This window comes from Pseudoduganella sp. RAF53_2 (genome assembly GCF_052113985.1).
Lineage (GTDB): Bacteria > Pseudomonadota > Gammaproteobacteria > Burkholderiales > Burkholderiaceae_D > Rugamonas.
In genome coordinates, this window is the sequence record NZ_JBFRDW010000105.1 from 1 (window position 1) to 12,162 (window position 12,162).

The 12,162-nt window shown below is 60.8% G+C and carries 12 protein-coding genes and 1 pseudogene; 9 read left to right on the forward strand and 4 right to left on the reverse strand.

What is annotated here, in order from left to right; translation table 11 throughout:
• Positions 1-1,075: CHASE domain-containing protein (locus tag AB4Z11_RS08705; protein WP_442024452.1), on the reverse strand; the 1,075-nt coding region annotated here is incomplete at its 3' end.
• A gap of 164 nt (positions 1,076-1,239) precedes the next feature.
• Between AB4Z11_RS08705 and AB4Z11_RS08710 the strand changes: the two genes are divergently transcribed.
• The 4 genes from AB4Z11_RS08710 to AB4Z11_RS08725 all read left to right on the forward strand — a co-directional run bounded on the left by AB4Z11_RS08710 (position 1,240) and on the right by AB4Z11_RS08725 (position 4,237).
• Positions 1,240-1,692: a host attachment protein gene (locus AB4Z11_RS08710; RefSeq protein WP_442024454.1), complete on the forward strand. Its 453-nt coding sequence runs from the start codon at positions 1,240-1,242 to the stop codon at positions 1,690-1,692.
• Positions 1,693-1,730: 38 nt separating this feature from the next.
• Positions 1,731-2,429: a dienelactone hydrolase family protein gene (locus AB4Z11_RS08715; protein WP_442024456.1), complete on the forward strand. Its 699-nt coding sequence runs from the start codon at positions 1,731-1,733 to the stop codon at positions 2,427-2,429.
• A gap of 79 nt (positions 2,430-2,508) precedes the next feature.
• Positions 2,509-3,756, forward strand: a complete 1,248-nt coding sequence (locus AB4Z11_RS08720; RefSeq protein ID WP_442024458.1) for a PQQ-dependent sugar dehydrogenase — start codon at positions 2,509-2,511, stop codon at positions 3,754-3,756.
• A 37-nt stretch (positions 3,757-3,793) separates the two neighbouring features.
• The gene (locus AB4Z11_RS08725; protein WP_442024460.1) at positions 3,794-4,237 is read left to right on the forward strand and encodes a thioesterase family protein; all 444 of its coding nucleotides are present in this window, start codon (positions 3,794-3,796) and stop codon (positions 4,235-4,237) included.
• A gap of 14 nt (positions 4,238-4,251) precedes the next feature.
• Here AB4Z11_RS08725 and AB4Z11_RS08730 read toward each other — a convergent pair whose 3' ends face one another.
• Complete coding sequence (locus AB4Z11_RS08730) at positions 4,252-4,743, reverse strand: DUF3016 domain-containing protein (RefSeq protein WP_442024462.1); 492 nt, start codon at positions 4,741-4,743, stop codon at positions 4,252-4,254.
• A gap of 188 nt (positions 4,744-4,931) precedes the next feature.
• Between AB4Z11_RS08730 and AB4Z11_RS08735 the strand changes: the two genes are divergently transcribed.
• The 5 genes from AB4Z11_RS08735 to AB4Z11_RS08755 all read left to right on the forward strand — a co-directional run bounded on the left by AB4Z11_RS08735 (position 4,932) and on the right by AB4Z11_RS08755 (position 10,518).
• Positions 4,932-6,902 (forward strand): PhoX family protein, encoded by a 1,971-nt coding sequence (locus tag AB4Z11_RS08735; RefSeq protein ID WP_442024464.1) that lies wholly within the window; start codon positions 4,932-4,934, stop codon positions 6,900-6,902.
• A 100-nt stretch (positions 6,903-7,002) separates the two neighbouring features.
• The gene (locus AB4Z11_RS08740; RefSeq protein WP_442024466.1) at positions 7,003-7,437 is read left to right on the forward strand and encodes an EamA family transporter; all 435 of its coding nucleotides are present in this window, start codon (positions 7,003-7,005) and stop codon (positions 7,435-7,437) included.
• Between the two features lies 1 nt (position 7,438).
• On the forward strand, positions 7,439-8,053 hold the full coding sequence (locus AB4Z11_RS08745) for a hypothetical protein (protein ID WP_442024468.1): 615 nt from the start codon (positions 7,439-7,441) through the stop codon (positions 8,051-8,053).
• An 80-nt stretch (positions 8,054-8,133) separates the two neighbouring features.
• Positions 8,134-8,877, forward strand: a complete 744-nt coding sequence (locus AB4Z11_RS08750) for a DNA-formamidopyrimidine glycosylase family protein (RefSeq protein ID WP_442024470.1) — start codon at positions 8,134-8,136, stop codon at positions 8,875-8,877.
• A 135-nt stretch (positions 8,878-9,012) separates the two neighbouring features.
• Positions 9,013-10,518 (forward strand): HD domain-containing phosphohydrolase, encoded by a 1,506-nt coding sequence (locus AB4Z11_RS08755; protein ID WP_442024472.1) that lies wholly within the window; start codon positions 9,013-9,015, stop codon positions 10,516-10,518.
• A 2-nt stretch (positions 10,519-10,520) separates the two neighbouring features.
• On the opposite strand, the gene AB4Z11_RS08760 is transcribed toward AB4Z11_RS08755, so the two are convergent.
• Entirely contained in the window at positions 10,521-11,342 is an 822-nt protein-coding gene (locus AB4Z11_RS08760) for a hypothetical protein (protein ID WP_442024474.1), read from the reverse strand.
• A gap of 38 nt (positions 11,343-11,380) precedes the next feature.
• Positions 11,381-12,162 (reverse strand): annotated as a pseudogene (locus AB4Z11_RS08765) (hypothetical protein); the annotation flags it as partial.

Consider the following 12,162-nt stretch of genomic DNA (forward strand, 5'->3'; position numbering starts at 1 on the left):
CCAGGGTGCTGACCCAGGCCGTACCAAGCAGCGTCGTGGTAATGCCCAGCACCAGCGTGAACAGCGATGCCAGATGGTCGGTCGCCAGCACGGACGAATCGGCCCGCGCTTCCAGCAGCCAGCTCTTGCCCGCCACTTCGATCGGCATTTGCAGCGTCTGGATGCGCGATGGATACAGCCAGCGTGGCAGTTCCGGCATATTGCCCTGCACCGGCTGGCGCGACTGGTAGACCAGCGTGTCCGGCGCAGCGGTGGCACTGGCGTAGGCCTTCAGTTCGTAATGCTGGAGTGCGCCGTTGCCGCTCTTCTCCAGAATCTTCTCGATCATTTCGCCGGGCAGCACGGCCAGCGTGGTTTCGCCAATCACGGCGGCCCGGCGCGCCGCGGCATCGGTCAGCGGCGCACCGAACTGGTAGACCGGCATGGAAATCACCACGCCCATGCGCGCACGGGCGCGCTGCGCCAGCGGCACCAGCGCGCCTGCCGATGGCTGGCCGGTGGTATAGGCGCGTTCGCGCGCCGGCTCGTCGCGCGGCGGATACAAGGTATCGAGGCCCAGCGCCGCCTCGTTCTCGGACATGGGTTCGATATATTCGATGGCGCGGTAGCGCGGACGCCGGCCCGCAGGCTGGAGTTGTCCATTCTGCATTTCACGGATCACAGCGCCGGGGCGGACTTCGCTCAAATCCGCCTCGAACGCGGCGCGCTCGGCGTCCGAAACAAAACGCACGAAAGACGCGCCGAGGACATAAGGCCGCTGGGCCAGCAGAGGGGTAACAAATGAATGGAATTCCTGGCGGCTGACCTGGGCGCGGCTGGCGAACATCAGATTGATCGCTTCCAGGCCGGTGATGGCGTTGCCGAAGCCTTCGCGCAGCGCAGAGACGCGGCCGTGCACCTGCTGCTCGAAAGTCAGTTGCAGCCGGTCCTGCTCCAGATGGCTGACACCGGCAAAGAAGGCTGCCGTCAATCCAAATCCGCACAGCAGCGCCAGCGCCGCTGCTTTCGAGCGGAACAGCCTGCCCGGCTGTTGCCCGGACGCGGGAGTTGTGGATTCGCTAATGGGGTCAACCATGTCAAAAAACCATCGAAAGTGCAAGGTTAGCACGCGTATACGGCATTTTCGCACGCTGCCAACCTAAATGCCATAAGGAAACTTTCATTCGCCAGCCAAGTGTCGCGCGCGCCGCTACACTTCCCCCGGCGGTATATTGAACGCCCACCTACAAGGAGGCGAACATGGAAAAAACATGGGTCGTCGTGGCCGACAGCAGCCACGCCCGCATCTTCCGGGTGCGCGATGCGCAGCACTCCCTCGAAGAAGTGGAAGACATGGCCAATCCACTCGGCCGTGCCGACAACCGCCAGATCGAATCCGACGCCAATTCGCAGTTCTACAGCCCGAACGGCCAGCACCCGACCTACTCCCCATCCGAAGATGCGGTCGAGCATGAGGTGCATCAGTTCGCGCGCCAGCTGGCACGCCGCCTGGACACGGCCGCCGCGCAGAATCAATACGATCATCTCTGCCTGATCGCTGCGCCAAAATTCCTCGGCCTGCTGCGCGATAGCCTGAACCATTCCACGCGCAAGCTGGTGATTGCCGAGTCGAACAAGAACTTTGCATCCTTCCCGCGCCCCGAGATTGAAGCGTGCGTTCGCGGCCTTGCCCTGCGTCCGGGCGGAGCATAGAATCGGCGGATCGATGATCCGCACAACGGAGCGTTTTTATGGACACTTATCCTCAGTGGATTGATGTGGAGGGCGATGACGGCACCTTCGCCGCCTATCTGGCATTGCCGCGCAGCGGACACGGCCCAGGCATTCTGCTGATCCAGGAAATCTTTGGCGTCAACGCCCACATCCGCAGCGTGGCGGACCAGTACGCCGCCGACGGCTTCGTGGTGCTGGCGCCCGATATGTTCTGGCGCGCCGAGCCGCGCGTGGAACTGGGCTATGACGAACAGGACTGGGCCAAGGCCGCCGCCCTCAAGCAGCAAACCGATACCGGCAAGGCCCAGGCCGACATTGCCGCAGCCGTAAAGGCCCTGCGCGCCTTGCCCGGCGTGGAAGGCAAGGTATGTTCCGTCGGCTATTGCTGGGGCGGGCAAATGTCCTATCTGGCTGCGGCCAATGGCCACGTGGACGCGGCCGTGGCGTACTACGGCGGCGGCATCCAGAACCAGCTCGACCGCGCGGACGATATCAAGGTGCCGCTGCTGATGCACTTCGGCGGCAAGGATCAGCATATTTCGATGGACGCCGTGCGCAGCGTCGCAGAACGCTTCGGCATTCGCGAAGAAGTGGAGATCCATGTCTATCCGAACGCGGAACATGGCTTCAACTGCTCGCATCGCAGCACCTACAACCAGCGCGCGGCAGCGGAAGCGCACGGTCATACGCTCATCTTCCTGAGCGAAAACGAGTAGCGCCTTTGTGCGCTGCCGCACAGAAGCGCCCTGCACCGCCCTTTAAGCTCGTCAGCTGGATAAACACGAGGAGGCGGGCATGGCGGGTTCTAAACACTTGAAGCTGACGGCATGCGCCGCAGCAGTAGCGTTGGCGGCAACGCTGGCGGCGTGCGGTGGCGGAGGCGGCGGCGGCAGCCCGACGCAATCGCCCACCACCCCCACCACGCCAACGACACCAACCACTCCTACCACGCCAACGCCGACTTTCGCGCTGGCCTTGAAAGAAGTGGCATCCGGCCTGAGCGAGCCGCTGCTGCTGACGGCGCCGGCAGGCGATACGCGCCAGTTCATCGTTGAACGTCCCGGCCGCATTCGCGTCGTCGATAGCAGCGGATTGAAAGCCACGCCCTTCCTGGATATTTCAGGCTTGATCAGCACCACCGGCGAAGGCGGCCTGCTCTCCGTGGCCTTCCATCCGAACTATGCGGTCACCGGCCGCTTCTACGTCTATTACACGGACAAATTCGGCAACATCGCCATCGACTCCGCCAAAGTCTCCGCCAGCGATCCGAATGTGGCCGACAAGGATTCGCTGAACCGCATCATTACCATCCCGCACCCGACTTACACCAATCACTACGGCGGTAACCTGGCCTTCGGTCCGGATGGCTATCTGTATGCCGGCACGGGCGATGGCGGGAGCGCGGGCGACCCGAGCGGCAATGCGCAAAACCTGGATTCCCTGCTGGGCAAGATCCTGCGCCTGAATGTGGATACCGCCGTGGCGCCGCTGTACAACGTCCCTGCGGACAATCCCTTCGTCAACCAGGACAACAAGCGCGGCGAGATCTGGGCCTATGGTTTGCGCAATCCCTGGCGCTTCGCCTTCGACACGGTGGACAAGCAGCTCTACATCGCCGATGTGGGCCAGGACGCACGCGAAGAGGTCGATATCGTGCCCGCCAACACGGCGGCCGCGAACTATGGCTGGAACAAGATGGAAGGCACCAGCTGCTACAACGCGGCGACTTGCGACAAAACCGGCATCACGCTGCCGAAGTTCGAATACGAGCACGGCGCCAATAATGCCAACGGCTGTTCGATCACAGGCGGCTTCGTCTATCGCGGCAAGGATCTGCCTGAACTGGCGGGACGCTATCTCTACTCCGATTACTGCAAGGGCTTCCTGAAGAGCATCGTGTACAGCAATGGCGCGGTGAGCGAGCAAAAGGACTGGTCCGTGCAAAACATCGGCAATGTGCCGTCCTTCGGCCAGGATGCACAGGGCGAGCTGTACATGATGAGCGGAGACGGCAAGGTGTACAAAATCGTGCGGCAGCAGTAGGCGCTAAAATGGGAGCTTTCCGTATTCTTTGCTAGCCATGGCCAGACTGAAGCTTGAGTTCCCAGAAGACCAATTCTGCTTTTCCACCCAGCTGACGGTGCGCGTGACCGATATCAACGGCGCCAACCACCTGGGCAACGATTCGATGATCTCCATGATCTCGGAAGCGCGGGCGCGCTTCCTCTACGAATTCGGCGTGCGTGAAACGGGGCCGGACGGCACGGGCATTATCGTGACCGACCTGGCCACCACTTACCGCGCCGAAGCGCATGCGCGCGACCAGCTGCTGTTCGAGGTGGGGGTGATGGACTTCAACAAGTACGGCGGCGATGTGATCTTCCGCATCACGCGCCCACAGGATGGCAAGCTGATTGCGATGGCCAAGTCCGGCTTCGTCTTCTTTAACTACAAGCACAGCCAGGTCGTGCCGATGGCCGATGACTTCCGCGGCAAGTTCCCGCGGGTGAACTGGATCGACTGATCACACACGGCGGATCAATGATCCGCCCTACTGATTTTCGGCGCCGGGAATGCGTGGTGGTACCAGTCGTCGATCATCTGTTTTTCGTAGCGCAGGTAATCGCTGTTGTCGTAGCGGTTGATGCGCTGCTGGTACATCATGTTCGTGATGCGCTCATCGCCTGAACGGATCACCTGTCCATCGCGCTCCAGCGTGTATTGAAGCTTCATCATCGGCCAGTCGGCGCCACCGCGCAGGATGCGGATGTCGTCGATGCGGCGGCGCGATGGCTCCACCCAGCCTGCCAGGTCGATGTCCGTGACCGTAATATTCAGCGTTTCGTCCGCCGGCAAATCCTTGCCCAGCTTGGCGAAATGCGCGCTCAGGTCTTTCAGCACCTGCTCGCGGTCTTTCTCCCATTTCGGCACATCCTGGAACTTGTCCGGATCTTCATACTTGACCGTCACGCCGGCCGAAGCGGCGCCAGCGCTGGCCAGCAGCATGGCAGCGAGAATGAGGTTTCGCATGATGAGCTCCTTTCATGTGCAGACGAATCATCCCACATCAAAATATACACTTTCCCTGTGGCGCCGCGTTGGCTGATACGTTTTCTTACGAAATATACTAGTCGGAAATGACATGTTAATTTGTCATGTGGTTGTAACAAGCTTTGCCTATGATGCGGGCTCCTATCAAACCAACCACAGGAAGACAAATGTCCGACTCCCTCGATCTGACCCGCCGCCGCGTTCTCAAATTCTTCGGCGGTGCACCTCTGCTGCCGCTGGCAGGAGGCAGCGCGACTGCCGCTCTGCTGTCCGCTTGCGGTGGTGGCGGCGACGATGCGCCAGCCACGCCAGCGCCAGCACCGGTAACCCTGGCTTCCGTGACCTTCTCGGCCATGCCGGCCGTGAGCCTGGCCGACGCCGCCAAGATGGCAACCACCACGGTTGCCTCGTCCCTGGTCGCCAGCTTCAGCGACGGCACCAAGCAGACCTACGCGCTGAAGTACGAAACCTTCTTCATCACCGRCACCATGGTCCCGAACGGCAGCGGCGGCACCATCCTGGCCGGCGGCTACTACGACATCAAGAACAACCCGATCCTCGACGCCACCGATGCGAACAAACGCCAGTTCTTCTCCGACTGCCCGGACGGCACCTCGCTGCTGAAACTGGCCAGCCCGACTGTTACCGGCATCAAGGGCAATACCGTGTTCGCCGTGGTGCAGTTCGAATACACCACCCGCAACGTGAAGGGCGATTCCATGTACGGCATGCTGCCGTCGCCAATCGCCATCCTGACCCTGGACCAGGACAAGACCACCGGCGCGCTGACCCTGGTGAAGTACCACAACGTGGACACCAGCGGCGTCAACGGCCTGTGGATCACCTGCGGCGCCAGCCGTTCGCCGTGGAATACCCATCTGTCCTCGGAAGAGTACGAGCCGGATGCCACCGCCATCGCGACCAACACCCAGTTCCAGAACTTCAGCCAGAACCTGTTCGGCGACGCCACCAAGGCCAACCCTTACCACTACGGCCACCTGCCGGAAATCACCGTCAATCCGGACGGCACCGGCTCCATCAAGAAGCACTACTGCATGGGCCGTATCTCGCACGAGCTGGTGCAAGTGATGCCGGACGAGCGTACCGCGCTGATGGGCGACGACGCCACCAACGGCGGCCTGTTCATGTTCGTGGCCGACAAGGCGCAGGACCTGTCCGCCGGCACCCTGTACGTGGCCAAGTGGGCGCAGAAGACTGCCGACAACGGCGGTTCCGCTGACCTGTCCTGGATCAAGCTGGGCAAGGCCACCAGCGCCGAGATCAAGGCGCTGGCCGACACCCTGAAGGCTTCCGACATCCTGAGCGTGAAGACGGCCGATCCAAGCGACGCAGCCTTCACCAAGATCCCGTTCAGCGGCAAGACCAACTGGATCAAGATCAACACCGGTATGGAGAAGGCCGCCGCCTTCCTGGAAACCCACCGCTACGCCGCACTGAAAGGCGGCAGCATGGGCTTCACCAAGATGGAAGGCACCACGGTCAACGCCAAGGACAAGATCGCCTACAGCGCCATGAGCTACATCCAGCCGGCCATGACCAACGGTTCCGGCGGCATTTCGGTGAAAGGCCCGAACGCAGGCGTGGTGTACGCACTGAACCTGAAGTCCGGCCAGAAGGATGACACCGGCGCAGCGATCGACAGCGAATGGGTACCGGTCGACATGGCCGCCGTGCCGGCCCTGGTGGGTGAAGACCTGGCGACCCCGGATGCACTGGGCAACCTGGCCAACCCGGACAAGATCGCCAACCCGGACAACATCAAGTTCTCCGAGAAGCTGCGCACCCTGTTCATCGGCGAAGACTCCGGCCTGCACGTCAATAACTTCCTGTGGGCGTACAACGTCGACAGCAAGACCCTGTCGCGTCTGCTGTCCAACCCGGCAGGAGCCGAGTCGACCGGCCTGCACGCGGTCGACGACATCAACGGCTTCGCCTACATCATGAGCAACTTCCAGCACCCAGGCGACTGGGAACTGACCAAGGACGCTTCCGGCAATGTGACCGGTGGCCTGCATTCCAAGGTCGTGTCCACCCTGGACCCGCTGGTGCGCGCCAACTACCGCGACCGCTTCGGCGCAGCGGTGGGCTACATGACCGCCCTGCCTAAGGTCGGCTAAAACCAGCGGCGTGAACCTGGTGCCTGCCACGATGTGGCAGGCACCTGTTCCTGCTTCTGGTTGTAAGATAGCCGCCTGGTTATCTCAACAAGGGGCGGCGATGGCTTCATCCGGCAACTGGTTTTTCTGGGCGGCGCTGTCCGCCATTTTCGCGGCACTCACGGCGATCTTCGCCAAGATCGGCATCCAGGGCGTGAACTCCGACTTTGCCACGCTGATCCGCACCAGCATCGTCATCATCGTTCTGGCGGCCTTTGTCTGGTTCACTGGCAAGTGGGGCAACCCGCTGGCCTTATCCGGCAAGACCTGGCTCTTCCTGACGCTTTCCGCGCTCGCCACCGGCGCCTCCTGGGTTTGCTACTTCCGCGCCCTGCAGATCGGCGACGCCTCCAAGGTCGCACCCGTCGATAAATTCAGCCTGGTGCTGGTCGCCATCTTCGCCGTCACCTTCCTCGGCGAACGCCCTTCCCTGCAAAGCTGGCTCGGCATTGCGCTGGTCGCGGCCGGCGTGCTCGTTCTTGCCGTGGGCCGCTGAAATGAAACCCCTCGTCATCACTGCGTTACTGGCAATTGCACTGCCGCTGGGCGCTTCAACGTTATCCGTCTCGCCCATCTACGAGCAGTTGCTGCTTCACGCGATGCCAAAGGGATTCGTCATTCAATTCGAAGAGGATCGCAAAGGACAATACATCCGCGAAGCCGTGCTATCGGGCGAATCGGTTGAACACTGGACGCAGATGGTGACGGTGACCGCCGCCCGGGGATTGGCCGTCAACGCCGCCGTCACGCCACAGCTGATCCTGGGCCGCATTGCGCAGGGCTTCGAAAAGGCTTGTCCCACCACCTTCAGTGTGCAAGGACTGGGCCGAGTACAAGTCACCGGCGCCCAGGACGGCCTTGGCGCAGTGATCAGCTGCGGCAGCTACGGCTCAGCCAACACGCCGCATAGCGAAACCGCCGTGATCCTCTCGATCAAGGGCGTCAGTGACTTCTACACAATCCAGTGGGCTGAACGCGGCCCGCCATCGGCCACGCCACTGCCCATCGATAAGGCAAGTTGGATCGAGCGCCTCGCAAATCTTGCACCGGTCAAGCTCTGTCCAATTGTCCCCGGTGAGGCACCGCCGTATCCCAGTTGCGTGGGTGACTGAGCGAGTTTGCGTGCGGCCCCGCACAGGCAAGCCAGTCAGCGAGCGCCACACTGGTGCATCGCCAATGCCGGGAGCGCGTGATGCCGGAAGGTCCGTCGATAGTCATCTTGAAGGAACTGGCCCAGCCGTTTGAGGGCCGCACGATTGCCGAGGCCAGCGGCAACAGCAAGGCCGTGCCGTATGAAGACTTGCCGGGTCAACCCATCCTTTCCGTGCGCAGCTGGGGCAAGCATTTCCTGATCGAGCTGCCCCTTTTCAGTCTGCGTATTCACTTTCTGATGTTCGGCTCCTACCGCATCGATGAAAGCAAGGACAGCCCGCCGCGGCTCTCGCTGAAATTTATCGAGGGCGGGGAGATGAATTTCTACACCTGCTCGATTAAAGTAGTTGAAGAAGAACTGGATGAGGCTTACGACTGGCGCACAGATGTGATGTCCGATGAATGGTCGCCCAAGCTCGCGCTGAAGAAATTAAGGGATGTCCCGGACAAGCTGGTTTGCGATGCGCTACTCGACCAAAATATTTTCTCGGGAGTTGGCAATATTATCAAAAACGAAGTATTGTTTCGGCTGCACATTCACCCTCTCTCTACGGTAACAGGACTGCCGGTTACAAAACAAAGAGAATTGGTGAAGCAGGCGCGCCAATACAGCTTTGAGTTCCTTGAATGGAAAAAGGCATTTGTACTCAAACAGCATTGGCTGGTGCATACCAAGAGAATATGTCCTAGGTGCAATATTCCCTTGCATAAGGCGCACTTGGGCGTGACAAATCGTCGCACATTCTGGTGCGAACGCTGCCAGAAACGTTACGGAAGTTCGTAGGTGTTGTAAAGAATCCGGGTAAATAGTATTGCCTGTTGTTAATAGCAGCACAGTCGTTCTACAATCGTTCAGATGTTCCATCCGTGAGACGGGACGTCGCCCAGGACTTTGTGTCATTTTGCGGAATTCGCCCATATGTCTTTTTTGTCTTCAGCATCGCCCAAGTTAGCGCCGTGGAAAATCCTGCTGGTCGATGACGAACCCGATATTCACGACATTACCAAGCTGACGCTGAGCCGCTTCCGCCTCGAAGGCCGCGGCCTCTCCTTCCTCCATGCGTACAGCGGCGCTGAAGCCAAGGAAGTGCTGGCGCGCGAAACCGACATCGCCCTCGTCTTCCTGGACGTGGTGATGGAAAAGGAAGACTCCGGCCTGGAAGTGGCGCGCTGGATGCGCCAGGATCTGGACAATCAATTCACCCGCATCGTGCTGCGCACCGGCCAGCCCGGCCAGGCGCCGGAAGAGCGCGTGATTGTCGACTACGACATCAACGACTATAAAGAGAAGACGGAGCTGGACCGCACCAAGCTGTTCACCACCACCTTCGCCGCCCTGCGCGCCTACCGCGACATCATGAAGGTCGAGGAAGCGCGCCGCGCCCAGGCCCACTACCGCGAAGGCCTGGAGCGTGTGATCGCCGCCTCGGCCCACATCTTCCAGCAGCGTAATCTGAAGGACTTCGCCAACGGCCTGCTGCAGCAAGTGGTCGCGCTGCTGCGCCTCGAAAACAGCATGCTGCTGCGCCTGCGCGGCGCCACCGCCATCTCGGGCGAAAACGAATATGAGATCCTGGCCCAGATTGGACAGGATGAGGGGAGCCTGCTCACCCCGGACCTGATGTCGCAGCTGAAGGATGCGGAGCGCAACAAGATCTCGCGCATGCTGGGCGATACCTACGTCGGCTACTTCCCCAACAATAGCGGCAAAGCTTCGCTGCTGGTGCTGAAGGGCGTCGAAGAGATTTCGGAAATCGACGCCAAGCTGCTGGAAATCTTCTGCAGCGGCGTGGCCATCGCCTTCGACAATATCCTGCTGAATCAGGAGATCACCGATACGCAGGCGGAACTGATCATGCGCCTCGGCGATGTGGTCGAATCCCGCTCCAACGAAGCGGGCAACCACGTGCGCCGCATGGCCGAGTTCTGCCATCTGCTGGCGCGCGCTGCCGGCATGCCGGACGATGAAACCGCCGTGCTCAAGCACGCCGCGCCAATGCACGATATCGGCAAGATCGCGACGCCAGACTCCGTACTGCTCAAACCGGGCAAGCTGGATGCGGCGGAATGGGAAATCATGAAGCAGCACCCGGCGGTAGGCCTGTCGATCCTGGACGGCTCGCAGCGCCCGATTCTGAAAGCGGCCGCGGTCATCGCCCACCAGCACCACGAAAAATTCGACGGCAGCGGCTATCCGCAAGGCCTGAAGGGCGAGAATATCCACGAATACGCCCGCATCGTCGCCGTGGCCGACGTGTTCGACGCCCTGATGCATAAGCGCTGCTACAAGGATGCCTGGCCGGTCGGCGAAGTGGTGACGCACATGCGCGAGGTAGCGGGCAAACACCTGGACCCCAAATACGTCGAACTCCTGATCAACAACATCGACAAAGCGCTCGCCATCAACGAACGCTTCCCCGACTAGTTTTACGGAATGATGGAGAGCAGCGCTGGCGCGCCGAACTCCATCAGCCTGGCATTGGAACTGGTGAAATAGCGATTCCAGAAGTCCTGCAGCGCAGCCATGGTTTTGGCATCGCGGTACTGGATGCCAGGCTTACCTTTGCCGTTCGGCGCAGCAATAACGCCGGCCCCCATCACATAGACCGAAGCACCGCCGAAATTACCAAGCATCTTTTCGGCTTCCGCTTTCTTCATTTCCGCCACCGGATCGATGCGGCGCACTCCGTTGTTCTGATAAAAGCTGGAGACGCTGGAGTTCTCCAGCATATCCGACACTAACAGCAAGGTCCGCTGGGAGCCTTGACCTTCCGCCACGATGTGCGACAGGGCTTGCAGGCTGCCTTCGATGTCCGAACGCGATAGATCAAAAGAAGAGGCCTGCAACACTTTGGCAATTGCAGCCCGCGCGAGCTTCTGCGCATAATCGGCCTGGCCTTTCATGCAGGCGTCGAAGTTCTTCAGCTTTGGCACGCTGACGCTGTCGCGCTCCGTCGCCGACACAGGCGCTTCCAGTGCCCCGGACGCCACCACCTCAAGATACTTCCCCTGCGAGAAGGCCGAGAAGCGTATTACGGCAAACTCAGTGCCGGCTTGCAGTTGGGGGCGCACTTGCTCCCATAAGGCACGCTGCAAGTTATCGTCCAGCACCACCGTTTCATCCAGCACGATGAAGAAGGAACGCGCCGGGGCAGCCGGTCTTGTTTCCATCTTATTGGCTGCGTAGCAGCTGGGAATCTGGTTTTGCGGCGTGGCTGCCCAGGCCGCCCCGGTTGGGGCGAGCGCCATAGCCGCCGCGGCAAGAATGGTCCGATGCATTGGCGGCCTCACAGGATATCGTCCAGTTCCTGCGCCTGCTTCGCCGCGCGTTGCGCGTCTTCAGTGCGCTGGCGTCGTTCCTTGCGCGCCTTCAGCAACGGGGTCACCTGCGCACGCAGTTCCGCATCAAGTCCCATCAGATAGCCCTTCGCCGATTCCTTGTCGTCGCCAAATTGCTCGACGCGTTCCAGCACTTGTTCTGCCGTAGGCTGCGTAGTTGCCGCAGCAGCGCTCTGGCGCTGGCGCACCCCGGCTTGCTCCAGGTGCGTCGCATGGCGCTCGGTCAGGAATTGCTCGAACGTGTGCTTCAGGCTCAGGTCGACATTATCGCCTTGCTCAATCAGGCGCTGCTGCAACGTGCTCAGTTTAGCTTCCGCATTCGAGAGAATGGGGCTGAAGTAACGGCTGTAATCGTCATACGTCGAGAAGCCGAGTGTGCTCTTGTAAGCGTCCTTACTGTTCTTGCCCGCAAAACCCCATTTGTAACCGGCGATAATGCCGACGATCTGGGTCACCACAAAGATAAAGGCCAGCATCACGAAAGCGGACAGGCCTTCCACTTTGGTGGAGGAGTTGATGTCTTCTTTCGCCTTGGTGTCCGCGGCCGCCTGCGGCGCAGTGATTTCAGCCGGCAGCGCGCCGTTAGCAAACGGATTGCCTTCCGCGCTCGCCTGGGCGGTCGGCACCGACTGCAGTGTTTCACGTCCCTGGTCACTCTCCAGATGCTTGACTCGCATCACGGTGGACATGACAGCGATCACGATAATCGCAGCGGCCGCGATACCGACCA

Excerpts from the sequence above, each read along its gene's own strand:
- AB4Z11_RS08710 (WP_442024454.1), top strand. The coding sequence starts at position 1,240 with ATGGAAAAAACATGGGTCGTCGTGGCCGACAGCAGCCACGCCCGCATC.
- AB4Z11_RS08715 (WP_442024456.1), top strand. The coding sequence starts at position 1,731 with ATGGACACTTATCCTCAGTGGATTGATGTGGAGGGCGATGACGGCACC.
- AB4Z11_RS08720 (WP_442024458.1), top strand. The coding sequence starts at position 2,509 with ATGGCGGGTTCTAAACACTTGAAGCTGACGGCATGCGCCGCAGCAGTA.
- AB4Z11_RS08725 (WP_442024460.1), top strand. The coding sequence starts at position 3,794 with ATGGCCAGACTGAAGCTTGAGTTCCCAGAAGACCAATTCTGCTTTTCC.
- AB4Z11_RS08730 (WP_442024462.1), bottom strand. The coding sequence starts at position 4,743 with ATGCGAAACCTCATTCTCGCTGCCATGCTGCTGGCCAGCGCTGGCGCC.
- AB4Z11_RS08740 (WP_442024466.1), top strand. The coding sequence starts at position 7,003 with ATGGCTTCATCCGGCAACTGGTTTTTCTGGGCGGCGCTGTCCGCCATT.
- AB4Z11_RS08745 (WP_442024468.1), top strand. The coding sequence starts at position 7,439 with ATGAAACCCCTCGTCATCACTGCGTTACTGGCAATTGCACTGCCGCTG.
- AB4Z11_RS08750 (WP_442024470.1), top strand. The coding sequence starts at position 8,134 with ATGCCGGAAGGTCCGTCGATAGTCATCTTGAAGGAACTGGCCCAGCCG.
- AB4Z11_RS08755 (WP_442024472.1), top strand. The coding sequence starts at position 9,013 with ATGTCTTTTTTGTCTTCAGCATCGCCCAAGTTAGCGCCGTGGAAAATC.
- AB4Z11_RS08760 (WP_442024474.1), bottom strand. The coding sequence starts at position 11,342 with ATGGCGCTCGCCCCAACCGGGGCGGCCTGGGCAGCCACGCCGCAAAAC.